The 22,138-nt window shown below is 65.7% G+C and carries 24 protein-coding genes; 11 read left to right on the top strand and 13 right to left on the bottom strand.

The genetic code is table 11. The features are described from left to right. Positions 1–80 precede the first annotated feature (80 nt). A complete protein-coding gene (locus ACGFK1_RS10820) occupies positions 81–1,259 on the top strand; it encodes an MFS transporter (protein WP_393428249.1) in 1,179 nt (392 codons plus the stop codon). On the opposite strand, the gene ACGFK1_RS10815 is transcribed toward ACGFK1_RS10820, so the two are convergent. Genes ACGFK1_RS10815 through ACGFK1_RS10805 form a run of 3 tightly spaced genes read right to left on the bottom strand, consistent with a single transcriptional unit; the run spans position 1,256 to position 3,572 of the window. Next, positions 1,256–1,828 (bottom strand): M15 family metallopeptidase, encoded by a 573-nt coding sequence (locus ACGFK1_RS10815; protein ID WP_393428248.1) that lies wholly within the window; start codon positions 1,826–1,828, stop codon positions 1,256–1,258. The genes ACGFK1_RS10820 and ACGFK1_RS10815 overlap by 4 nt on opposite strands. After that, complete coding sequence (locus ACGFK1_RS10810; RefSeq protein ID WP_393428247.1) at positions 1,828–2,178, bottom strand: VOC family protein; 351 nt, start codon at positions 2,176–2,178, stop codon at positions 1,828–1,830. Before ACGFK1_RS10810 ends, ACGFK1_RS10815 begins: the two co-directional genes overlap by 1 nt. Beyond that, the gene (locus ACGFK1_RS10805; RefSeq protein ID WP_393428246.1) at positions 2,175–3,572 is read right to left on the bottom strand and encodes an acyl-CoA synthetase; all 1,398 of its coding nucleotides are present in this window, start codon (positions 3,570–3,572) and stop codon (positions 2,175–2,177) included. Before ACGFK1_RS10805 ends, ACGFK1_RS10810 begins: the two co-directional genes overlap by 4 nt. 41 nt (positions 3,573–3,613) lie before the next feature. Here ACGFK1_RS10805 and ACGFK1_RS10800 point away from each other — a divergent pair, with 41 nt between their 5' ends. The 3 genes from ACGFK1_RS10800 (at position 3,614) to ACGFK1_RS10790 (ending at position 5,451) form a co-directional block, all read left to right on the top strand. Then, positions 3,614–4,150 carry an NUDIX domain-containing protein gene (locus ACGFK1_RS10800; protein WP_393428245.1) on the top strand — a complete coding sequence of 179 codons (537 nt, stop codon included), beginning with the start codon at positions 3,614–3,616 and terminating at the stop codon, positions 4,148–4,150. 71 nt (positions 4,151–4,221) lie between these two features. Next, entirely contained in the window at positions 4,222–4,995 is a 774-nt protein-coding gene (locus ACGFK1_RS10795) for a glucose 1-dehydrogenase (RefSeq protein ID WP_393428244.1), read from the top strand. Between the two features lie 42 nt (positions 4,996–5,037). After that, positions 5,038–5,451, top strand: coding sequence for a cupin domain-containing protein (locus tag ACGFK1_RS10790; RefSeq protein ID WP_393428243.1), 414 nt, complete (start codon positions 5,038–5,040; stop codon positions 5,449–5,451). Here the strand turns inward: ACGFK1_RS10790 and ACGFK1_RS10785 are convergent. After that, positions 5,426–6,373, bottom strand: coding sequence for an alpha/beta hydrolase (locus tag ACGFK1_RS10785; protein ID WP_393428242.1), 948 nt, complete (start codon positions 6,371–6,373; stop codon positions 5,426–5,428). The genes ACGFK1_RS10790 and ACGFK1_RS10785 overlap by 26 nt on opposite strands. 249 nt (positions 6,374–6,622) lie before the next feature. Next, positions 6,623–7,648, bottom strand: coding sequence for a zinc-dependent alcohol dehydrogenase family protein (locus ACGFK1_RS10780; RefSeq protein WP_393428241.1), 1,026 nt, complete (start codon positions 7,646–7,648; stop codon positions 6,623–6,625). Positions 7,649–7,776: 128 nt separating this feature from the next. On the opposite strand from ACGFK1_RS10780, the gene ACGFK1_RS10775 reads away from it, so the two are divergent. The 3 genes from ACGFK1_RS10775 (at position 7,777) to ACGFK1_RS10765 (ending at position 9,785) form a co-directional block, all read left to right on the top strand. Further along, positions 7,777–8,652, top strand: coding sequence for a helix-turn-helix transcriptional regulator (locus ACGFK1_RS10775; protein WP_393428240.1), 876 nt, complete (start codon positions 7,777–7,779; stop codon positions 8,650–8,652). 33 nt (positions 8,653–8,685) lie between these two features. Continuing rightward, a complete protein-coding gene (locus ACGFK1_RS10770) occupies positions 8,686–9,219 on the top strand; it encodes a pyridoxamine 5'-phosphate oxidase family protein (protein WP_393428239.1) in 534 nt (177 codons plus the stop codon). A 170-nt stretch (positions 9,220–9,389) separates the two neighbouring features. After that, on the top strand, positions 9,390–9,785 hold the full coding sequence (locus ACGFK1_RS10765; RefSeq protein ID WP_393428238.1) for a nuclear transport factor 2 family protein: 396 nt from the start codon (positions 9,390–9,392) through the stop codon (positions 9,783–9,785). Here ACGFK1_RS10765 and ACGFK1_RS10760 read toward each other — a convergent pair. After that, a complete protein-coding gene (locus ACGFK1_RS10760; RefSeq protein ID WP_393428237.1) occupies positions 9,782–10,747 on the bottom strand; it encodes a proline dehydrogenase family protein in 966 nt (321 codons plus the stop codon). The two genes, ACGFK1_RS10765 and ACGFK1_RS10760, sit on opposite strands and share 4 nt — an antisense overlap. Continuing rightward, positions 10,747–12,378, bottom strand: a complete 1,632-nt coding sequence (pruA, locus tag ACGFK1_RS10755) for an L-glutamate gamma-semialdehyde dehydrogenase (RefSeq protein ID WP_393428236.1) — start codon at positions 12,376–12,378, stop codon at positions 10,747–10,749. The genes ACGFK1_RS10760 and pruA overlap by 1 nt, the downstream gene beginning before the upstream one ends. A 93-nt stretch (positions 12,379–12,471) precedes the next feature. On the opposite strand from pruA, the gene ACGFK1_RS10750 reads away from it, so the two are divergent. Beyond that, positions 12,472–14,055, top strand: a complete 1,584-nt coding sequence (locus ACGFK1_RS10750) for a PucR family transcriptional regulator (protein ID WP_393428235.1) — start codon at positions 12,472–12,474, stop codon at positions 14,053–14,055. Between the two features lie 42 nt (positions 14,056–14,097). On the opposite strand, the gene dapC is transcribed toward ACGFK1_RS10750, so the two are convergent. Continuing rightward, positions 14,098–15,198, bottom strand: coding sequence for a succinyldiaminopimelate transaminase (dapC, locus tag ACGFK1_RS10745; protein WP_393428472.1), 1,101 nt, complete (start codon positions 15,196–15,198; stop codon positions 14,098–14,100). Positions 15,199–15,212: 14 nt separating this feature from the next. Continuing rightward, complete coding sequence (gene fdxA / locus ACGFK1_RS10740) at positions 15,213–15,539, bottom strand: ferredoxin (protein ID WP_101952592.1); 327 nt, start codon at positions 15,537–15,539, stop codon at positions 15,213–15,215. 361 nt (positions 15,540–15,900) lie between these two features. On the opposite strand from fdxA, the gene ACGFK1_RS10735 reads away from it, so the two are divergent. Next, positions 15,901–16,116: a hypothetical protein gene (locus tag ACGFK1_RS10735; RefSeq protein ID WP_393428234.1), complete on the top strand. Its 216-nt coding sequence runs from the start codon at positions 15,901–15,903 to the stop codon at positions 16,114–16,116. Positions 16,117–16,246: 130 nt separating this feature from the next. Here ACGFK1_RS10735 and ACGFK1_RS10730 read toward each other — a convergent pair whose 3' ends face one another. Next, the gene (locus tag ACGFK1_RS10730) at positions 16,247–16,567 is read right to left on the bottom strand and encodes a hypothetical protein (protein WP_393428233.1); all 321 of its coding nucleotides are present in this window, start codon (positions 16,565–16,567) and stop codon (positions 16,247–16,249) included. A gap of 166 nt (positions 16,568–16,733) precedes the next feature. Between ACGFK1_RS10730 and ACGFK1_RS10725 the strand changes: the two genes are divergently transcribed. Beyond that, positions 16,734–17,294 carry a YceI family protein gene (locus tag ACGFK1_RS10725; protein WP_393428232.1) on the top strand — a complete coding sequence of 187 codons (561 nt, stop codon included), beginning with the start codon at positions 16,734–16,736 and terminating at the stop codon, positions 17,292–17,294. Between the two features lie 23 nt (positions 17,295–17,317). Here the strand turns inward: ACGFK1_RS10725 and ACGFK1_RS10720 are convergent, their stop codons facing one another. After that, on the bottom strand, positions 17,318–17,779 hold the full coding sequence (locus ACGFK1_RS10720; RefSeq protein ID WP_393428231.1) for a DUF2231 domain-containing protein: 462 nt from the start codon (positions 17,777–17,779) through the stop codon (positions 17,318–17,320). 71 nt (positions 17,780–17,850) lie between these two features. After that, positions 17,851–20,430, bottom strand: coding sequence for a bifunctional FO biosynthesis protein CofGH (locus ACGFK1_RS10715; RefSeq protein ID WP_393428230.1), 2,580 nt, complete (start codon positions 20,428–20,430; stop codon positions 17,851–17,853). 208 nt (positions 20,431–20,638) lie between these two features. Between ACGFK1_RS10715 and ACGFK1_RS10710 the strand changes: the two genes are divergently transcribed. Continuing rightward, complete coding sequence (locus ACGFK1_RS10710; protein WP_393428229.1) at positions 20,639–21,673, top strand: hypothetical protein; 1,035 nt, start codon at positions 20,639–20,641, stop codon at positions 21,671–21,673. A gap of 3 nt (positions 21,674–21,676) precedes the next feature. Here ACGFK1_RS10710 and ACGFK1_RS10705 read toward each other — a convergent pair whose 3' ends face one another. Then, entirely contained in the window at positions 21,677–22,090 is a 414-nt protein-coding gene (locus ACGFK1_RS10705; protein WP_393428228.1) for a hypothetical protein, read from the bottom strand. Positions 22,091–22,138 lie beyond the last annotated feature (48 nt).

The raw sequence follows: 22,138 nt of genomic DNA, 5'->3' as shown, positions 1-22,138 counted from the left end.
GCACCCTGCCGCGGATCCTGTGCCATCGCCGGTAGTATTCCTCTTTGAATAGACTCAACGGCCGAGTATATTCGGCAACTGTGACGTTAGCCGCTGAGCGTGCCGCCGAGCGTGGGCTCCGACAAGGCCTGCCGGGACTGCTGTCGCTCGCGCTTGCCGCATTTCTCGCGGTGACGACCGAGGTTTCGTTGGTGGGACTGCTACCCGCGGTCGGCGCCACGTTCGGAGTGTCCGATTCCGTCACCGGCCTGTTGGTCAGCCTCTACGCGGTGATGGTCGCCGCGCTTGCGGTACCGCTGACCTCCGCGACCGCTCGGTTCGGCCGAAAGCCACTGCTGCTGATGACCGTGCTGGGGTACGCGGTGAGCAATGCCCTTGTCGCCGTCGCGCCGGTGTTCGCGGTCGTCGCCGCCGGACGGGCGATCGGCGGGGTGACCCACGCGCTGTTCTTTTCGTTGATGATCGGATACGCCCCGCGACTGGTGTCGCGCGCGCACGTCGGCCGCGCATTGGCGCTCGCGGGCGGTGGCGCCTCGGCGGGCATGGTGCTCGGGGTTCCCGTGGCCACGTCGCTGGGCACCGCGGTGGGCTGGCGGGCATCGTTCGCCTTGCTGGCCGCGCTGTCGGTCGTCACCCTGCTGCTCGTCGGCCGGTTGCTGCCGAGCGTGAATCACGAAGCGATCTCGAATCGTTCGGCTACCGCGGGTCGAACGGCGCTCGCCGCGGTGTCCGCGTCGAATCTGTTCTCGTTTCTCGGCCAGTTCACGGTGTACACATTCGTCAGCGTGCTGTTGCTGTCCAGTGGGGTCAGGCCGGCCTTCGTCGGCCCGATCCTACTGGTGTGCGGGGCCTGTGGACTGCTCTCGCTGTGGTGGGTGGGAAGGCATCTCGACCGAAGCCCCAGAACGGCCGCCGTGGCCGTGCTCGGCACGGTGGTCGTCGCGGTGATCGTGCTCGGTGGCGTGTGGCCGTTGATGGTGGCCGTCGTCGTCGCGACGGCCGTCTGGAATGGGGCGTTCGGCGGTCTGCCATCGATTTATCAGGCGTGCGCCGTGCGCACACACGCGGTGTCGCCGGAACTGGCAGGGGCGTGGGTGAACGCGACGGCCAACGCGGGGATCGCCGGTGGCGCTGCCATCGGCGCCTGGTTGCTTCCGACGGCGGGCCTGTCGTCGTTGCCCTGGGTGGGAGCGTCGTTGGTTGGCATCGGTCTTGTGGTGGTTCTGCTGTCCCATAAGGCCTTCCCCGCTACCGCTTAGCCTGCCGCGTTGGGTAGCAGTGGCGGGCAGTTGCCCTGCGCGTCCAGTGCCAACTCGAAGTGCCAGATCTCGTTCGCGTAGATCTGACACAATCCGAACTGCGCGCCGTTGACGATCAACCATTTGTCTGCATCGACGGGTGCGACGTCGACTGCTTGGCCGACAACATGTTTCGATACGTCCGGCGATGCGACGAACTGCCGGGCCACGTCGGCGTTGCCGTAGGCGCGGACGGCGTCGTCGAACAATCGCTGCTGAAAGCCTCTTGAGCGCCACCCGGAATTGATCCTGAGATCGACACCCCGCGCTTTGGCCGCGTCGGCGGCCTTCTGCACCGCGCCGAGCAACGCCGGATCCAAGTTGGTGACCGCGGGATTCGACGTGTCGTAAGGGCTCAGCGTCTGACCGTCGGGAATCCACCCGCCATAGGTGTCGGTCGCGGCAGGGCCGATGTCCAGCGGCGCGGGAGGCAACGGCGACTCGGTGGTGGATACCGGCTGGACCGGGATCGCGGTCGCGCATCCCCCGACGAGGAGTGCCGCCACGACGAGCAGAATCGAGATACGCATCAATCGTTCGCCGCGAGGATGCAGAATTCGTTGCCTTCGGGATCAGCTAGCACCACCCAGGTCTGCTCGCCTTGTCCGATGTCGACATGCCGTGCGCCAAGACCGATCACGCGGTCGACCTCGGCCTGCTGGTCGTCGGGCCGGAAGTCGAGGTGAATCCGGTTCTTCACCACCTTGTCATCGGGCACGTCGAGGAACAGCAAGTTGGGTCCTGCACCGGGTGGGGCCTCCAGCACCACATCGCCGTCCTCATCGCGGTAGTGCCGCCAGCCCAGCACCTTTGACCACCAGGCGCCGAGTGCCTCGGCGTCGTGGGCGTCGATGCAGATCTCGTCGAACGTCAAGGTCATCTGGTCAATTCCTTCTTCAGCACCTTGCCCATCGCGTTGCGTGGCAGATGTTCCACCAATCGCACCTCCCGCGGCCGCTTGTGCACCGAAAGTTCTTGAGCGACATAGTCAATCAGATGCTGCGGATCGGCATCCCCGACAACGAAGGCCACGATGCGCTGGCCGAGGTCGTCGTCGGGCACGCCGACCACCGCCACCTCGCTGACGCCGGGATGACCCAGCAGCACGGTCTCGATCTCTCCTGCCCCCACCCGGAAACCGCCGGTCTTGATCAGGTCGACGGACTCGCGCCCGACAATGCGGTGCATGCCCGCCTCGTCGATCACCGCGACGTCGCCGGTGCGATACCAGTCGGCGTCGAATGCCTCGGCGGTGGCTTCCGGCCTGTTGAGGTAGCCGTCGAACATCGTCGGGCTCTGAATCTGCAGCCGCCCAATGGTTTCGGAATCGTGCGGCACAGTCTCGCCGTGCTCGTCGACCAATCGGGTCTGCACGCCGGTCAACGGCATCCCCACCGAACCCGGCCTGCGCTCGCCGTCGACACGGGTGGACAGAGTGATCAGCGACTCCGTCGCCCCGTAGCGTTCGACGGGCTGGTGACCGGTCAGCGCGACCAGCTTGTCGAAGATCGGCACCGGCAGCGGCGCGCTGCCCGACACCAGAAGCCGCGCCGAGGACAACGCTCGCGCCGCCGACTCATCGCCGACGATGCGCGTCCACACCGTCGGAACTCCGAAGTACATCGAGCCTTCGGCCCGCGCGTACGCTTCCGGCGTCGGTTTTCCGGTGTGCACCAATCGATTTCCGATTCGCAGCGATCCGATCAACCCCAGTACCAGGCCGTGCACGTGATACATCGGCAGCCCGTGCACGAGCGTGTCGTCAGCGGTCCACTGCCAGGCCTCGGCGAGCATGTCGATGTCGGCGGCGACGGCGCGTCTGCTCAACACCACGCCTTTGGGCGGGCCGGTGGTGCCCGACGTATAGATGATCAGGGCTGTCGTGTCCGGATGGGGCTCGGGATAGCGATGCCACGACCGGGCATGCAGACGCACCGGAATATGGGACAGCCCCTCGGCTTCGTCAGGCTTCTCACCTAGCCACACCTGCGCGCCGGAGTCGGTCAGTATGTGACGGCGTTCGGCGGCACCGACGTCGGCGGGTACGGGGACAACGGGGACGCCCGCGATCAGGCATCCAGCCACCGCCAACACGGTCGCCGGGGTGGGCCTGGCCAGCACGGCTACCCGGTCGGCGGCGGCGACCCGCTCAGCCACCGAGGTCGCAGCCCCGACGAGGTCGCTGCGGCTCAGGGTGGCGCCGTCGATACGCACCGCGTCGGCGACGTCGTCGCTGCCGGCGACGGCGGAGGGGTTGAGCGAGGCCAGTAGCACGAGGTGAGGTTACCCAAATGGCGCTCGGCGATACTGGGCGCGTGAACCAGATCCAGCGGGTGGGCTCGCGTGAGGTGTACCGGAACAACTGGCTGACTTTGCGGGAAGACGACATCCGGCGTCCCGACGGGAGTCTGGGAATTTACTCGGTGGTCGACAAGCCGACGTGTGCACTGGTGATTCCTCGCGACGGCGACCGGTTCCACCTGGTCGAGCAGTTCCGATATCCGCTGGGTTTGCGGCGCTGGGAGTTCCCTCAAGGCACGGCGCCGGGCCAGCAGGAATCCGACCCGATCGAGCTGGCTCACCGTGAACTGCGCGAGGAGACCGGGCTGCGGGCCGCGTCGATGGAGTTGCTGGGCATGCTGGATGTGGCACCGGGCATGAGTAGTCAACGGGGTCGGGTGTTTCTTGCTACAGGCATCACCGAGGGAGAGCACGACCGCGAGCATGAAGAGCAGGACATGTACAGCCAGTGGTTCTGCCGCGCGCAACTCGAGCAGATGATCCGCGACGGCGGTATTACCGACGCACAGAGCATCGCCGCCTGGGCCTTGCTGTTGCTTGCCGGCCGTTAGTGGGATGCACTGCCGGTACACGTCTTGCCAGGCACTCCCTGTTCGCGACGAACGCGAGTTACGTCGGTGGCATGACTTCGAACCCGTCCTACGACTTCACCGGCCAGGTGGCTTTGGTCACCGGCGCCGGCTCCGGCATGGGTCTGGCCACCGCCCAAGCGTTCGCGGAAGCCGGCGCAGCGGTCGTGATGGCCGACATCGACACCGCGAAGTTGAAAGCCGCCGCCGATGCGTTGAGTGAGGTTGGGCACCAAGTGCTCGCTGTCGAGTGCGATGTCTCCGACGAGACGAGTGTCGCCGACGCTGTGCAGGCCGCCGTCGAGGCGTTCGGCCGGATCGACATGGCCTTCAACAACGCCGGAATTCAAGTTCCACCATGCGATGCCGCTGACGAAGCTGCCGACGTGTTCGACAGAGTCAATGCCATCAACCTTCGCGGTGTATGGGCCTGCATGAAACACGAACTCGCTCAGATGCGCGCGCAGGGAAGCGGCGCAATCGTCAACTGCTCCTCCCTCGGAGGGCTGGTCGGCCTTCCCGGTCGGGCCGCCTATCACGCGTCCAAACACGGCGTACTCGGCCTGACGAGCAGCGCGGCGCTCGAGTACGCGCCGCGCGGCGTCCGCATCAACGCGGTATGCCCCGGCACCATCGCGACCCCTATGGTCACCGACATGATCGACAAAGGGGAACTGGACATCGACGACGCCGTCGCCAACCAGCCGATCAACCGCATCGGCGAAGCCAGTGAGGTCGCCGCCGCCGTGCTCTGGCTGTGTAGCGGTGGCGCCAGCTTCGTCGTCGGCGTCGCACTGCCCGTCGACGGCGGGTACACCGCACGGTGACAGGACCACCGATCACAATCGAGACCGCAGGAAAGGACAACGGTGGAATCCCAGGACAGTATGGAGATCTCGGCCGACGAATCACGGCCCGCCGCTGACGGACCCGCCGATACCTTCACTGGACAAGTCAGCGTAAAGCCGCTGTTCGGACCAAACGCCGTGCGGACCTTCAGTTCGGCACACGTTACCTTCACGCCGTGCGCGCGCACCGCGTGGCACACGCACCCCGCCGGCCAGACACTCGTCGTGACCGCCAGGACCGGCTGGATTCAGCAGTGGGGCGGCGACAAGCTGGAGATCAATCCCGGTGACGTGATCTGGACGCCGCCGGGTGTCAAGCACTGGCACGGCGCTACCGACTCAAACACGATGAGCCACATCGCGATCCAGGACAGCGTCGATGGCAAGCCCGTTGACTGGCTCGAACACGTCACGGACGACCAGTACTTGAGCTAACGGCGAGCGTCACCTCAGGTTGTTCTGGAAGAACGTCGTCAGCTTGTCGAACGGGATGAATTCGACCCGGTCGTAGAGATCCACGTGACCGGCGCCAGGAATGATCACCAGTTCTTTTGGGCTGACCGGCGAGGCGGTATGCCTCTTCACTGAACTCCCTGGAATGCGCGTTCTCGCCAGCGATGAAGAGCATCGGCCGAGGCGAGATCGTCTCGATGTCTTCGAACGGATAGAAGTTCATGAACTTCACGTTGCTGGTCAGCGTCGGGTGCGTGGTGAACTGATCTGTCGTGCCCTGCGGAGTATATGCACCTCGAGAGGTGCGGTAGAAGTCGTAGAATTCGCGCTCGACCGGTGTCGAGTCGGGTGTGAGTTGGTGAACGGTACCACTCGTGTATTCAGTTTCCCCACCTGCGAATTCCACATCACGCTGCTCGGCCGCCGCTGCGATGGCTTGCTTGCGCCGTTCGACGGTCTGCGAGTGGCGCAGCCCGTCGCGGTTGGCGGCGCCCATGTCGTACATGCTGACGGTGGCGACCGCCTTGATACGCGGGTCGATTTTAGCGGCGCTGATTACGAAGCTGCCGCTGCCGCAGATTCCGAGGGCACCGATCCGCTCTTTGTCGACAAACGACTGAGACCGCAGGTAATCGACTGCGGCGCTGAAGTCTTCGGCATACATGTCTGGCAACACGGCATTGCGCGGCTGACCTTCGCTCTCCCCCCAGAACGACAAGTCGAGGGACATGGTCACGAACCCGCGTTCGGCCAATTTGGTGGCGTAGAGGTTCGCGCTCTGCTCCTTGACGGCGCCCATCGGATGCCCGACGACCATCGCCGCGACCTTCGCGTTGCGGTTGAGATCCTTCGGAACGAAAAGGTTTCCCGCCACCCTCATTCCGTACTGGTTGTTGAACGACACCTTCTCAACGTCGACGCGCTCGCTCGTGTAGAAGTTGTCGGCGCCGTTGGACCGGTCCCCCGCGGCCAATCTTGCCGCCGCCTGTGTTGTCGACGGCGAAGAGCTGGCATTTCGCTCGGATGGAGTGCAGCCCGAGGCCGCCATCACGCCGAGTAAAGCGGCACCGGCGCCGAACCGTCGGATCACGTCGCGGCGTGTGGTCGCGTTCATTCTTGAGACTCCTTGTTCTGAGGTGGGGCACCGCTGGGCTCAGGGCCGCAACAGCACCTTGATCGCTTGACGTTCATCCATCGCCCGATAGCCGTCGGCTGCCCGGTCGATGGGTAGTTCGAGGTCGAAAACCCTGCCTGGATTGATCTTTCGATTCCAGATCAGGTCGATCAGTTCGGGGAGGAAACGGCGTACCGGGGCGGGCCCGCCGTGGATGTGGACGTGAGACATGAAGAGGTCATCGCCTTTGAGCTCGACGTCGTGTAGCACGCCGACGTAGCCGATAGACCCGCCGGGCCGCGTTGCGCCTATCGCCTGCGCCATCGACTGCGGAGTACCGACCGCCTCCACGACAGAATGCGCCCCGAGTCCGTTGGTCAACTCCTTGATCCTGGCCACGCCCTCTTCGCCACGCTCTGCCACGATCTCGGTGGCCCCGAGTTCCGTCGCGAGGCTCTGCCTGGACTCGTGGCGGCTCATCGCGATGATTCGTTCTGCGCCAAGCTGTTTGGCGGCCAGCACAGCCATCAGGCCGACCGCACCGTCGCCGACGACCGCCACCGTCTTGCCCGGTCCCGCAGCGGCCGCGACGGCACCGAACCAGCCGGTGCCGAGCACATCGGAGGCGGCCAGGAAACTTGGCACCAGATCGTCGGGCGGAACGTCAGGCGTGGCGACGAGCGTGCCGTCGGCCAGCGGCACCCGCATCCGCTGTGCCTGAGCCCGACCGGTGGTGCCGAGCACCTCGCGGTTGACGCACGACGTCTGGTAGCCCGCCTGACAGATCTCGCAGGTGTTGTCCGCCGCGAAGAACGAGCCGACGACGAACTGCCCGGGCTTGATCGTGGTCACCGCATCGCCGACCTCCTCGACGATGCCGACGTACTCATGGCCCATATGGAACGGCTCGGTGACGTCATCGGCGCCGCGGTATGGCCAAAGGTCCGACCCGCAGATGCAGGTGGCCGACAGCCGGATGATCGCGTCAGTGGGCTTCAGGAGCCGAGGCTCCTCGACGTCCTCGACCCGCACATCGCCGGGGGCATACATCACGACACCACGCATCAAGACCTCCTACCAATCGAATTGCCGATCCCCAGAGAACTCCCTTCCCGGTCGATGTGCGAGTGCCTGATGAGAGGTGTACTGAGAAGGCATCCCACCCGCGCAAGCGCAGCCGTACCGTGGTTGACGTGGACAATCGCGCCGAGGTCCGCGAGTTCCTGATCTCGCGACGTGCCAAAGTCACCCCGCAGCAGGCGGGGCTGCCAGTCATCGGTACCCGCCGGGTGCCGGGTCTGCGCCGCGGCGAGGTCGCTGCGCTGGCAGGGGTCAGCATCGAGTACTACAGCAAGCTGGAACGCGGCGCGCTGGCCGGTGTGTCTTCGTCGGTGCTCGATGCAATCGCCCGAGCGCTTCAGCTTGACGACGCCGAACGGGCCCACCTCTTCCACCTCGCCCACGCCGCCGACGGCACCAGTGCGGGAATGCGTCCACGGCGACGGCCCGCAAAACGGTGGACACCTCGGCCCAGCCTGCAGTGGGTGCTCGACAAGTACGCCGGCCCAGCCATCGTGCGCAACGGCCGCATGGACCTGCTGGCTGTCAACCATCTCGGCCGCGGTATGCATTCCGCGATGTATGACAACTGCACGACCGAATATCCGAACTTCGCCCGCTACACGTTCCTCGACGAGGACTCCCGTCGCTTCTATCCTGACTGGGACGGAGCTGCGGACATCTGCGTATCGATTCTGCGCACCGAAGCCGGCCGCGATCCCTTCGACACCCTGATGCACGACCTCGTCGGCGAATTGTCCACCCGCAGTGAGGATTTCCGGCGCCGGTGGAGCGCGCACGACGTCCGCGCCCACGGTGCCGGACTCAAACACTTTCACCATCAGGTTGTCGGCAATCTCGAGTTGGCCTACGAAAGCGTCGACATGGTGTCCGAACCTGGACTCTCACTCACGTTCTACGTCGCGGAACCGGCATCCGCGACGGCGCATGCCCTCGACCTACTTGCCTCGTGGACGGCCAGCCAGATGGAGGAGACACATCCCACCTGATGAGTTCTCGCGGAGCGCGCGGTCTATACCGGCATGGTCATCAAAGCGAAGAACCTAGACGGCTACGGAGCACCGCCCATCGACTGGGAGCGCGTCCGCGCCGTGCTCAGCTCGGACATCACCCAGGCACCGGACGCCGGCGGCCCGAATCGGCACACAATGTGGCTGACGACGATCAACCCGGACGGCTCGCCACACGTGACCCCGGTCGGCGGCGGCCACGTCAACGGCGCTTGGTACTTCACGTCCGGACCGGGCACCCGGAAGTCCCGGAACCTGGCCGCAGACCCGCGCTGTAGCGTGAGCATTGCCACTCATCCGTTCGACTTGGTGCTCGAGGGCAGCGCCGGCCGGGTCACCGATCACGATGAACTGCGTTCTGTCGCAGATGAATACAACCGCGATGGGTGGCCCGCTCAGGTCAATGGCGAAGCCTTGACCGCCGAATTCAGTGCGCCATCGGCCGGGCCGCCGCCATGGTTCGTCTACAAGATCGAACCCGAGACCGTGTTCGCGTTCGGCACCGCCGAACTGTACGGCGCCACCAGATTCGACCTCAGGCGATGACTTTTGAACCGCACGACGGTCTGCACCGTTGAACAAACAAGAGGTCCGAGGAGGTGACACGATGACCGCAATGTTCGGCATGATGGCAATGATGCCAGTCTTGTTCGCCAGTGCCGGCTACGTCCTCGTGTCCTCCGGCGGCACCGCCGAACGCAAAGGATGTAAGCCCGATGAATGATGCGGACACCATCCGCCAACTCATCCTCCGCTGGGCAGACGCCGTTCACACCGGTGATATCGAAGCCGTTTTGGCCGACCGTGATCCGGACATCGTGATGTTCGACGTACCGCCGCCGTATGACGGCCTTCGCGGCATCGACGCCTATCGGGATTCCTGGCCGGAGTTCTTCGAGTGGCAGCGCCAGGGCGCCGTCTTCGAGATCATCGAGCTCGACGTGACCGCCGGGGACGACGTCGCATTCGCGTACGCGCTGGCGCGTTGCGGTAAACCGGAGGACTTCGCGACGAACCCCGACAACCGCCTACGAATGACGTTCGGACTGCGCAAGCGCGGCGGCCGCTGGGTCGTCACCCACGAACACGGCTCGTTCCCGCTGGCAGGCTAGGGCCTTCGCTCCGCCAGCGCGCGGAGGAAGAACGTCAGGTTCGCCGGTCGCTCGGCCAATCGGCGCACGAAGTAGCCGTACCACTGCGTGCCGAACGGGACGTAGACGCGGACGTGGTTGCCCTCGTCAGCCAGCCTGCGTTGCTCGGCATCGCGGATGCCGTACAGCATCTGGTATTCGAAATCGTCGACGCCACGGCCGTTCTCGCCGGCCAGTTCGGGCACCGCCGCGATGATCTGGGGATCGTGCGAGGCCACCATCGGGTAGCCAGACCCTGCCATCAGCACGGCCAGGCACCTCAGGTAGGAGTCGGTGACGTCGTCGCCGGAGCGGTACGCCACCGACGCCGGTTCGTCATAGGCGCCCTTGCACAACCGGATGCGCGCTCCCGCACCCGCGAACTCGCGACAGTCGTCTTCGGTGCGCTTGAGATACGCCTGCAAAACCGTTCCCAGCCAGTCGAACTCGGTGCGCAGATCCCGCACGATCGACAGCGTCGAGTCCGTGGTGGTGTGGTCTTCGGCGTCGACGGTCACCCATACTCCAACTTGTTGGGCTCGCTCGCAGATAACATGCGCGTTCTCCAGCGCGATCTTCTCGCCGTCGCGCGGCAAAGCCTGACCCAGCGCCGACAACTTCAGCGACACCTCCAGCGGTCGCACCGCCGCCGCGCGCTCGTCTCGGCCGCCGAGCGCGTCGATCAGTGCCAGGTAGGCGGCGACAGTCTCGTTCGCGGTGTCGGTGTCGGTGACGTCCTCGCCGAGGTAGTCGATGCTGACCAGACGCGCCGAATGACGCAGTTGCGCAACGGAGTTCATCGCATCGGCCACCGTTTCACCAGGCACGAAGCGGTGCACCACGTCCCTGGTCACGGGTAGCCGCTCGGCGGTCCTGCGCAGCCCGTCTCGTCTGCTGGCGGCCAGTATCACCGGGCGCGCGACCCGGTGGAACACCTCGGTCATCATTCCGACTCCATGTGCGGGTATTTGTGGTCGGTCGGCGGCACGAACGTCTCCTTGATCGACCGGGCCGACGTCCAGCGCATCAGATTCAGCGCAGAGCCCGCCTTGTCGTTGGTGCCCGAGCCACGCGATCCGCCGAACGGCTGCTGCCCGACGACGGCTCCCGTCGGCTTGTCATTGACGTAGAAGTTGCCCGCCGCATGCCGTAGGCGCTTCTCGGCGGCCAGCACCGCGGACCGGTCGTCGGCGATCACCGCACCGGTCAACGCGTACTTCGCGCCCCCGTCGACAACGTCGAGTATGCGGTCGTATTCGTTGTCGGCGTACACGTGCACCGACAGGATCGGCCCGAAGTATTCGGTGCAGAACGACTCGTCGGTCGGGTCGTCGGACAGCAGCACCGTCGGGCGCACGAAATAGCCCTCGCTGTCGTCGTATTCGCCGCCGACCGCGATCGTCACGTTCGGCGCGCTCTTGGCCCGCTCGATGGCCTTGACGTTCTTCGCGAACGCCCGGTCGTCGATGACCGCGCCGCCGTAGTTGGTCAGATCGGTGACGTCGCCGTAGCGCAACGCCTCGGTGGCCGACAGGAAGTCGTCACCCATCTGCTGCCACACCGAACGCGGGATGAACGCGCGCGACGCCGCCGAGCACTTCTGTCCCTGGTAGTCGAACGCGCCGCGAATCAGCGCCGTGCGCAACACATCCGGCCGTGCCGACGTGTGCGCAACCACGAAATCCTTGCCGCCGGTCTCGCCGACGAGGCGCGGGTATGTGTGATAACGGTCGATGTTGGCGCCGACGGTCCGCCACAGGTGCTGGAAGGTCGCCGTCGAACCGGTGAAGTGGATACCGGCCAGCCGCGGATCCGCAAGGGCCACATCGGATACCGCGATGCCGTCACCCGTGAGCAGGTTGATCACCCCCGGCGGCAGGCCGGCCGCCTCCAGCAGCTGCATGGTCAGGTAGGCGGCGAACGTCTGCGTCGGCGACGGCTTCCACACCACGGTGTTGCCCATCAATGCGGGCGCGGTTGGCAGGTTCCCCGCGATCGCGGTGAAGTTGAACGGCGTGATCGCGTAGACGAAGCCCTCGAGCGGACGATAATCGGTGCGGTTCCACACACCGCTGCCGCTGATCGGCTGCTGCGCCAGGATCTGCCGCGCGAATGCGACGTTGAACCGCCAGAAGTCGACGAGCTCACACGGCGAGTCGATCTCGGCCTGGTAGGCGGTCTTGGACTGCCCCAGCATGGTGGCGGCGGCGATCTTCTCCCGCCATGGTCCGGCCAGCAGGTCGGCGGCGCGCAGGAACACCGCGGCCCGTTCGTCGAACGGGGTGGCCTCCCAGTCGGACTTGGCTGTCATCGCCGCCTCGATCGCGGCCGACGCGTCGGCGTGCTGGGCGTTGGTGAACGTGCCCAACCGCGCCGAGTGCCGGTGTGGCTGGACGACGTCGACACGGTCGCCGCCGCCCATGCGGTGAGCGCCGCCGATGACATGCGGAAGGTCGATAGGGGCGTCGGCCAGGGCCCGGAGCTGTTCGGTGATCCGGGTCCGCTCGGCCGAACCTGGTACGTAGTCGTGGACCGGCTCGTTGGCCGGGAAGGGCACGTCGGTGATGGCGTCCATAGCTGCAAGGATCCCCGGAATGCGACGCGCAACACATGGCCGATCGAACAAAGCAGTCCGCCGTTTATAGTCGAATCAGACAAAGGAGCGGCCATGGCGGAGCGCGCCCCCGGACTGGGTCTCGGACAGCTGCTGCTGGCGCTCGACCGCACCATGGTGTCGTTGGTCGAGGCGCCGCGCGGCCTGGACATGCCGGTCAACTCCGTAGCGCTCGTCGACGCGGACGACGTGCGCCACGGGCTGGCCGTCGGTCCCGGCTCGGCGGATCTGTTCTTTCTGCTCGGCGTCTCGGACGCGGAAGCCGTGCGCTGGATCGGGCAACAGCCCGCAGGCGTTCCCACGGCCATCTTCGTCAAGGAACCGTCGGCCGCCGCGATCACGCGGGCGGTCGCGCTCGGCATCGCCGTCGTGGCCGTCGAACCGCAGGCCCGCTGGGAGCTGCTCTACAAGCTGGTCAACCACGCCTTCGAGCACCATGGCGACCGCGGTGACCCGCTGAACTCCGGCACCGATCTGTTCGGCCTCGCACAATCGATCGCCGATCGCACCCGCGGAATGATCAGCATCGAGGACGCAGACTCTCACATGTTGGCGTATTCGGCGTCCAGCGACGAAGCCGACGAACTGCGGCGGCTGACGATTCTGGGCCGGGCGGGCCCGCCCGAACATCTGGAATGGCTTGGACAGTGGGGCATTTTCGACGCGTTGCGCGCCAGCGGTGACGTGGTGCGGGTCGCCGAACGCCCGGAGCTGGGACTGCGACCGCGCCTCGCCGTCGGCATCCACCTGCCCCCCACGGATTCGCCTCGACGGCCCGGCTATGCCGGAACCATTTGGCTGCAACAGGGTTCGGCTCCGCTGTCCGATGATGTCGAGGACATCCTGCGTGGCGGCGCGGTGCTGGCCGCCCGCATCATGTCGCGGCTGGCAGCGACACCGTCGACACACACTCTGCGAGTGCAGGAGCTACTCGGACTGGTCGGCGACGACTTGGAGGGCAGAGACATCGGTGCGATCGCGCGCGAACTCGGAATCACCGCTGACGGGCGCGCCGCACTGATCGGCTTCGTCGGCGTGGAAGGCTCCGTTCCGGCGGACGTAATCGCGTTGAGCGCCAGCGCTTTTCGCGCTGACGCCCAGATCGCGTCGACCGGCGAGCGGGTGTACGTGCTGCTACCCAAGACCGGCGGAGCGTCCTCGGTGGCGTCGTGGGTGCGCGGCGTGGTCGCGGCATTGCGTCGCGAACTCGGGCTGACCCTGCGCGCGGTGATCGCCGCCCCGATCGCACTGTCGACGGCGGCGTCGGCCCGCGCCGAAGTGGATCGGGTGTTCGACAGCGCCGAGCGCCATCCCGGCGCGATCGGTCAGGTCAGTTCGCTCGACGAGGCGCGCACCACGGTGCTGCTCGACGAGATAGTCTCGCAGGTGGCACGCCAACCGCGACTGGTGGACCCACGGGTGCGGCGACTCCGTGCCAACGAACCGATGCTGGCCGAGACGCTGCACGCGTATCTCGACGGGTTCGGCGACATCGCGGCGGTCGCGCAGCGATTGCATGTACACCCGAACACCGTGCGCTATCGGATCCGCCGGATCGAGAAGCTGCTGTCGACATCGCTGGACGACCCCGACGACCGCTTGGTGTTGGCGGTGGGGTTGCGGGCGACGGCGCCTTAGCCTTTGTCGCCGACCGTGTGCTTGGGCTCACGTTCGCCGGGGTTACGGGGTCAGCCGTTGCACCGCGGCGGCGATCCGCTCATCGGATGCCGTCAACGCCACCCGGACATGCTGCGCACCCCGTGGGCCGTAGAACTCGCCGGGCGCCACCAGGATCCCGCGCTGCGCCAGCCACGCGACCGTCTCGCGGCACGGTTCGCCGCGAGTGCCCCAGATGTACAGCCCGGCCTCGGAGTTGTCGACGCTCAAGCCGGCGGCCCGCAGCGCAGGAAGCAGGACTGCCCGACGGCGCTCATACCGCTCGCGTTGCTCGAGTTCATGTGGGTCGTCGTCGAGCGCGGCGACCATCGCGGCCTGTATCGGCGTTGGCACCATCATGCCCGCGTGCTTGCGCACGGCCAGTAATTCGCCGACCACCGCGGGGTCGCCCGCGACGAAGCCCGCGCGATAGCCGGCCAGCGACGACGTCTTCGACAGCGAGTGCACGGCCAACAACCCGGTGTGGTCGCCGTCACAGACGTCGGGATGCAGCACCGAAAACGGCTGGGCGTCCCAACCCAGTCCCAGATAGCACTCGTCGGATGCCACCAATACCCCGCGGTCGCGGGCCCAGCTGACGACCTTGCGGAGGTGGTCGACGCCCAGCACCTTGCCGGTCGGGTTGCTCGGCGAATTGAGGTAGACCAGTGCCGGCGTTTGTGGACCCAACTGCGTCAGCGAGTCCGCCCGCAGCACTCGAGCGCGGGCCAACTTGGCACCGACTTCGTATGTGGGATAAGCCAATTCGGGTACCACAACGACGTCGTCGGCGCCGAGACCGAGCAGCGTGGGCAGCCACGCGATCAGTTCCTTGGTTCCGATGACCGGAAGCACTGCCTGTTCGTCGAGGCCCGTGATGCCGTAGCGACGGTTCAGCGCAGCGACAGCCGAGGCCCGCAGCGCCGGAGTGCCCGCAGTCGTCGGGTAGCCCGGAGCAGAACTCGCCGCGGCGAGCGCGTCGCGAATCAGCGGCGCCACCGGATCGACCGGTGTTCCCACCGACAGATCGACGATGCCGTCTGGGTGCGAACTCGCCAGCGCGGTGACGTCAGCCAGGGTGTCCCACGGGAACTCCGGCAATGACGAAGAAACGCGCCTGCGGATCTCCGCGGAAGCCGTCAGGAGTCCTCACCTTGCGGCGGCAGGCTTTTGACCGGCTCAGGATCGTTCTCGGTCAGGCCCACCTTCGACGCTCCGCCCGGCGATCCGAGTTCGCTGAAGAAGTCGGCGTTGATCTGGGTGTATCCACTCCACTGATCGGGCACGTCGTCTTCGTAGTAGATGGCCTCGACAGGGCAGACCGGCTCGCACGCGCCGCAGTCGACGCACTCGTCCGGATGGATGTACAGCATGCGTGCGCCCTCGTAAATGCAGTCGACAGGGCACTCTTCGATACAGGCCTTGTCCTTGATGTCGACGCAGGGTTCGGCAATCGTGTACGTCACTGAGGTCTCCTCGATCTCCTGTCAGTGGGCTGCCGTGCTTGGTCGGGCCCGCCGAAAGTCGTTGCCAAGTATCCGTTGCCGGAACCTGGACGTGCGTATCAGTGTGCCCTAACCTCCGCGTCGCCCGGTTAAGGGTTCCGCGTGGTTACTGATACTAGACGTTGCACATACAGCACGCCCAGCGACACCTTGCTTTCCGCGTGCCGGGCAAGATGTGACGCCCGGGCGCATGCCATCTCCGTAGTGATCTTCGCCGCATCCAGCGAAAACGCCCGTTCACGGGAAGATCCCGCAATTGTCCAGACGTTTAAACCAATGACAGTCACTTAGGTGTGCCTAAGTCGTATCCAAGGAGTCAGGAATGAGGAAATTTGCCCTCGGCCTGGCCAGCGCTGGCGCCTTCGCGGCGATCACCATCGGTTTGGCCGGCCCCGCTATGGCGTCGCCCGACTACGTCGTTCCCGGACGAGAAGACGTGTACTCGACGAACATCCACCCCGGCGCCATCACCCGGCCGGTTGATTGCGCGGTGCACGTGAACTACCAGGGGTCACCGGTCGACGTGACCTGGTGCTGATCACGATCCGCGGCCTATGCGCTTGATTGCACTGCAACAAGTTGCATAGCGCCGCGGACTCGCCTCAAAGCGCCGTGCACCGAGCGGTGACTCACCTGCCCGCCGATGGCACCGAGTCGGCGGCCAAGCTCTAGGTAGACGGCGTCGAGCTGCTCGGGTTCTCCGGACAGGACAACTGCACGTGCACCGTCTGGAAAACACCGGCGGGCAACGGCTCCGCGACGGTCGGATAAATGCCGAGTACCTGGCAGTGCCTCTTCTGGTTTTCGTCCATGTAGGGGATGTCCCTGTCGAGGCCGTTGAGCATCACGGTGTAGCCCCAGTCCTGCAGCTGCTCGATGACATCACCGGCGTATGTGCCGAGATTCATGATGTTGTCGGCCTGCGCCACTGCGGGGACGAGCAGTCCGCCGGCGGCCACCGACATCGCGACTAGCGCCTTTCCAATCATCGCGGCTCTCCTTTGAACCAATGCTGAACTGAAGGTGAACTAAAGGTTAACGCTGGCGGCATTTCGGTGACAGCGGAACGCGCCGGGGAATGGATTCGGACTATGGTCCGTTTACCCCGTCGAAGGTGTCGGGAAGGCCGACACCACCGTGGAAAGAGACATCGCTATGACCTCAACCTTTGATGCCACCGCAGCCACCGAACTCAGCGCGGGCACGTGGGCGATCGATCCGGTGCATTCGTCGATCAGCTTTTCGGTACGCCATCTGATGGTGAGCAAGGTTCGAGGCCACTTCGAGAAGTTCAGCGGCGCGATTGTCGTCGCCGAGGACGGCACGCCGTCGGTGACCGCTGAGATCGCGGTGGACTCGCTCAACACCAACAACGAACAGCGCGACGCACACATCAAGTCGGCGGACTTCTTCGAGGCCGAGAAGTACCCGACGGCCACATTCCGATCCACCGGCGTGCGGGCCAACGGCGACAACTACGCCGTGGACGGCGAATTCACGTTGAAGGGCGTCACCAAGCCGGTCACCCTGGACCTCGAGTTCAACGGCGTCAACCCTGGTATGGGCCACGGTGAGGTCGCCGGCTTCGACGCATCAGTGGTGCTGAACCGCAAGGACTTCGGCATCGACATCGAGATGCCGTTGGAGACCGGCGGCACGGTCGTCGGCGACAAGGTCACGATCGCATTGGAGATCGAGGCGGTCAAGCAGTCCTGACGATGCCAGGGGCCGGTGGGGCGTCAGCTCTGCCGGCCCCACACCGCGTGCGCGCCGGCGTCCCCGATCCGCACCACAGCGACGATCGACGAGACTCCGACGGCTAGCGCCAGGACCGCGACGATCACCGTCAGCACTGTTCTCGACTTGTCCGATCTGCTTGTCAGCCAGTGCAGTACAGCGAGCGCGACCGCGACGAGCAACAGACCGATCGAGAAGTAGATCATCCAATCGGCGCGTTCAGCGTGTTCCTGAAGAATCGGGCTGGGTCGCGCCTCTTGGTGGTACAACCACTCGCCCGCCTCCGTCGTCAGCGGCGTCAGCACCAGGGTCACCACCGCGAACGCCAACACCAGCCACACGAAGCGACGACGGGCTGCCGGCCACACTGCGCACAGCATCTCGAGCAGCGCGGTCAGTGGCGCCAGCACCACTATCGCGTGCACAAGCAGCGCGTGCGCGGGAATACCGGTGATCGTGGTCATTGCTCTCCTCAGCGTCGGTTCGCCATGTACACGTGCCGAGCGTGGCGACTAGTTCACGGCTGCGCTGTGATTTACGCCGCTAAAGGCGCGTATGTCGTCGACCGTTGGCGTGCGGGCCTGCCGATGCCTGCCGCGATCTCGACGAGTTCCTGGACACTCTTCGCCGAACCGAACTCCGAACCGGCCATCCTGGAGATGGTCTCTTCCATCAGAGTGCCGCCGAGGTCATTGGCGCCGCCGGTGAGCATCACCTGCGTGCGCTCGACGCCCAGCTTCACCCAACTGGTCTGGATGTTGGAGATCCTGCCGTGCAGCATGATTCGGGCCAGTGCATGAACCGCCCGGTTGTCGCGGTGCGTCGGCCCCGGCCGCGCCCCACCCGCCAAGTACAGTGGGCTGCTCTGGTGTACGAACGGCAATGGCACGAACTCGGTGAACCCGCCGGTCTGATCCTGGATCTTGCGCAGCACGTTGAGGTGCCCGACCCAGTGATGCGGTTGGTCGACGTGGCCGTACATCATCGTCGACGACGACCGCAGCCCTACTTCGTGCGCGGTGGTGACGACGTCGATCCACATCGACGTCGGCAGCTTGCCCTTGGTGAGAACCCAGCGCACCTCGTCGTCGAGGATCTCGGCGGCCGTTCCCGGGATGCTTCCAAGACCCGCCTCGTGCAGGCTGGTCAACCACTCCCGAATCGAAAGTCCGCTCTTGGTAACGCCATTGGCGATCTCCATCGGGGAGAATGCATGCACATGCATCGACGGCACCCGGTTCTTGACGGCCCGCACCAGATCGGCGTAGCCGGTCACCGGTAGCTCCGGGTCGATGCCGCCCTGCATGCACACCTCAGTGGCACCCGCGACGTGCGCCTCCCATGCCCGGTCGGCGACTTCGGCGGTCGACAGCGAGTACGCATCGGCGTCGCCCTTGCGCTGGGCGAACGCGCAGAACCGGCAGCCGGTGTAGCAGATGTTGGTGAAGTTGATGTTCCGGTTGACGACGAACGTGACGTCGTCGCCCACCGCGTCTTTGCGAAGTGAATCCGCAAGAGCCGCAACGGCATCGAGAGCCGGCCCGTCCGCTGTGGCCAGAGCCAGGTACTCGTCGTCGCTGCAGCCCGCCGGATTGCGCTCGGCCGAGCGCAGCGCCGCGAGCACGTCGGTGTCGATGCGTTCCGGCGCCCGCGCCGCGAGTTCGTGCACCTTTTCGCGAATCGACTCCCAATCGCCGAACGCGCTGCCCAGGTCGCTGCGGGCTTCGGTGAGACGGCCCTCGGAATCGATCGCCGAATGTAAATCTGTGCGCCCCAGCGATTCTGCCGCCTCGTCTGGTTCCTGCCACGGCCGCCCGACCGGATTGACGTCCAGGGCCAGTCCGGTCTCCGGATCGGCGAGCGCGTCGACGTGCCCGCGGACCCGCGGATCGATCCAGGCCGCACCGGCCTGTACGTACTGCGGCTGGGCCGTGAGCCGCTGCACCAAGTCGTAACCGGCTTCGGCGGTGACGGCCGCGAGCTCGTCGAGCGCCGGCCACGGCCGTTCCGGGTTGACGTGGTCCGGCGTCAGCGGCGACACTCCGCCCCAGTCGTCGACACCCGCGCGGACCAACGCCAGGCACTCGTTGCGAGACACCAGGTTCGGCGGCGCTTGGATGCGCATCTTCGGGCCCATCACCAACCGGGTGACTGCCACGGTGGCGACGAAGTCATCGAAACCGGCGTCGGGCACACCGGCCATCGCGGTGTGATCCTTCGCCCGGAAGTTCTGCACGATCACTTCTTGAACGTGACCGAACTCCTTGTGCGAGCGGCGAATTGCGTGGATGGTCTCGGCGCGTTCGGTGAGTGTTTCCCCGATTCCAACCAGCAGGCCCGTGGTGAAGGGAATCGACAACCGGCCTGCGTCGGCCAGGGTGCGCAACCGCACCTCGGGATCCTTGTCGGGGCTGCCGTAATGCGCCAAGCCCCTGGTCTCGAACAACCGCCGCGACGTCGTTTCCAGCATCATGCCCATGGACGGCGCGACCGGCTTGAGCCGCGACAGCTCCGACCACGACATGACGCCCGGATTCAGGTGCGGCAACAGCCCAGTCTCCTCGAGCACCCGGATGGCCATCGCGCGCACGTAGTCCAGCGTGGAGTCGTAACCTCGTTCGTCGAGCCACTGCCGCGCCTCATCCCATCGAGTCTCGGGACGGTCACCAAGGGTGAACAGCGCTTCCTTGCAACCCAATTCGGCGCCCCGACGCGCGACGTCGAGAATCTCGTCGGGCTCCATGTACATGCCCATGCCCTGCGCACGCAGCTTGCCGGGCACCGTGACAAATGTGCAGTAGTGGCAGGTGTCACGGCACAGATGGGTGACAGGGATGAAGACCTTGCGCGAATAACTGACCGGCAACCGACCGGTGGCGCCGCGCCTGCCTGCGGACGCCAGGCCCGCGTCGCGAACCCTCGCCGCGCTGGCACACAAGTCGGCCAGCTCGTCGCCGCGGGCAGCCATCGCGACCGCGGCTTCCTCCACGTTGAGCGCAACGCCGTCGCGGGCCCGCCGCAGGACACGTCTCAACGAGGCCGAGGAGGGCGCACCTGACTTTGGAGGGACCACCGGGCTGGGCAGATCGGCGCCGCGCTGGGGGTTCAGAGCCACTCCCGTGTAACCCCACGGTCGTCGAGAATCATCCGCATGTCTCACATTCTGAAACCACTGCGACGAACATATCGGCCACAGTAGTCCCAGCCGGGCACTGTGATCGCCCCCCGCCCCCGACACGTTGCTCAATGCGCCGCGACCTTCATAACACTGGCGTAAATTCGCGAACTGTCTAGTAGCTGATATAGCTGGAGGGGGAGGTCCAATGCGTGACCCGATTCGCTCGTGCCTGACCGTGGGGGTCACGACCATCGCGGCCGCCGCCGTCGCGTTCGGCCCGGCCGTGCAGGAGCCGAGGCCCGTTGGGGCGCCCGCGCCCGTCGCACAGATCGCGTCGCCGCCGGTTCGCCTCGTTGCGCAAGTGCAGCCGCTGGCAGTGGCCGAGCTACCGAATCTCTTGGCCGGGTGGGTGGAGCGATTCATCGTGCCGCCGAGCGCGAGCCAAGCGTTCCCGGCGCCGCCGTCAGGTCCAGCCCCGGCGCCCCAATCACTTACGGGCACATTGGAATGGGCGTACCACGCCATCGAGCCGTGGGTGCGATACGGCTTCGAGCTTGCGACCTACGCGGTGGGCTGGATTCCCTGGGTCGGCTGGCTGTCCGGCCAGATCATGATCTTCTACAACTTCGGCGAAAGCATCGTCCACGCGATCGCCCACAACACTCTGGACTGGCTGGGTGGTAACGGTAGCTTCTTGCAGAACGTCGGCGAGGGCATCGCATGGACCATCGATGCGTTCATCCAATTGGGCATCGATCAGTGGAATTTCTGGCTACCGTCCCTGCCACCTCTCCCGTTCGCGGCGGCGGCGGGCACGACGACGACCGAAGACGCCACGACGCTTGCGGTCGCCGCCACCACGTCGCCCAAGGAAAAGCACGCCACTATCCAGGTTGCGGGCGTCGCTGACACCCCCGACGAAGAGGCCGCCGGCGCTGTCGACGAGACCAACGGCGAGGCACTGAAGACGCCCAAGGTGCCAAAGGGACCGAGGAAGCTGAATCCGACGACAGAGGTCACGGCTGCGGCCGAGGACGGCGCAGAGTCCAACGACGATGCCACCGATGCCAAGAATGCCCCAACCATGGACAAGACCAGTGACAAGAAGAAGGCCGACAAGGGACCGAAGGCTGCTACACAGTCGTCGGTCTCAACCAAGGCCAACCACGGCAAGGGCGAAAACAAGACGAACGACGTCGGCGAAAAGAAGAAGGACTCCGGCAAGAAGGACCACCAGTAGCGGTCAGGCGTCCGCGCGCACTCGCCGCCAGAGCAACAGAGCGGGCGGCAGGGCGCCCAACACGATCAGCAGCAGCGGTGCGTACTCCATGACGCCGACGCCGCCGAACACGATGTCGTCACCGGGACCGCCGAATGTCAGCCCGGCGACAGTCAACAGCCAGCACCACAGCGGCAGCGCGGCCAGCCGCGGCGACTGGGTCCACTGCAACGCGGCCCACACCAGAGCGGCGTTGACGAGACCGCTGAGCAGTGCGCTGATCGGAAATGGAACGGGACCGATTCGCACAGGGAGGAAGAATGCGGCCGCGATGGCCGAAACGACGCCGTCGATGGCGAGCAGCGTCAGGACGAGGGGACGCAGTGGCGTCAGGTCGGGATGCTGTCGAGCAGTGAGACGAGCGACCCGATCACCCACTGAAAGCTGTCACCACGATCCTGCCAGTGCTGCAGGTTGGGATCCATG

Origin of the sequence: Mycobacterium sp. NPDC048908 (assembly GCF_043197955.1) — a bacterium.
GTDB lineage: Bacteria > Actinomycetota > Actinomycetes > Mycobacteriales > Mycobacteriaceae > Mycobacterium.
The sequence above is the reverse complement of the archived record's forward strand: the minus strand, read 5'-3'. Positions and strand labels throughout refer to the sequence as shown.

Bases quoted from the DNA above. Each gene is read 5' to 3' on its own strand.
- ACGFK1_RS10815 (WP_393428248.1), bottom strand. From the start codon at position 1,828: ATGCGTATCTCGATTCTGCTCGTCGTGGCGGCACTCCTCGTCGGGGGA.
- ACGFK1_RS10810 (WP_393428247.1), bottom strand. From the start codon at position 2,178: ATGACCTTGACGTTCGACGAGATCTGCATCGACGCCCACGACGCCGAG.
- ACGFK1_RS10795 (WP_393428244.1), top strand. From the start codon at position 4,222: ATGACTTCGAACCCGTCCTACGACTTCACCGGCCAGGTGGCTTTGGTC.
- ACGFK1_RS10780 (WP_393428241.1), bottom strand. From the start codon at position 7,648: ATGCGTGGTGTCGTGATGTATGCCCCCGGCGATGTGCGGGTCGAGGAC.
- ACGFK1_RS10770 (WP_393428239.1), top strand. From the start codon at position 8,686: ATGGTCATCAAAGCGAAGAACCTAGACGGCTACGGAGCACCGCCCATC.
- ACGFK1_RS10765 (WP_393428238.1), top strand. From the start codon at position 9,390: ATGAATGATGCGGACACCATCCGCCAACTCATCCTCCGCTGGGCAGAC.
- ACGFK1_RS10760 (WP_393428237.1), bottom strand. From the start codon at position 10,747: ATGACCGAGGTGTTCCACCGGGTCGCGCGCCCGGTGATACTGGCCGCC.
- pruA (WP_393428236.1), bottom strand. From the start codon at position 12,378: ATGGACGCCATCACCGACGTGCCCTTCCCGGCCAACGAGCCGGTCCAC.
- ACGFK1_RS10750 (WP_393428235.1), top strand. From the start codon at position 12,472: ATGGCGGAGCGCGCCCCCGGACTGGGTCTCGGACAGCTGCTGCTGGCG.
- ACGFK1_RS10735 (WP_393428234.1), top strand. From the start codon at position 15,901: ATGAGGAAATTTGCCCTCGGCCTGGCCAGCGCTGGCGCCTTCGCGGCG.
- ACGFK1_RS10730 (WP_393428233.1), bottom strand. From the start codon at position 16,567: ATGATTGGAAAGGCGCTAGTCGCGATGTCGGTGGCCGCCGGCGGACTG.
- ACGFK1_RS10725 (WP_393428232.1), top strand. From the start codon at position 16,734: ATGACCTCAACCTTTGATGCCACCGCAGCCACCGAACTCAGCGCGGGC.
- ACGFK1_RS10720 (WP_393428231.1), bottom strand. From the start codon at position 17,779: ATGACCACGATCACCGGTATTCCCGCGCACGCGCTGCTTGTGCACGCG.
- ACGFK1_RS10710 (WP_393428229.1), top strand. From the start codon at position 20,639: ATGCGTGACCCGATTCGCTCGTGCCTGACCGTGGGGGTCACGACCATC.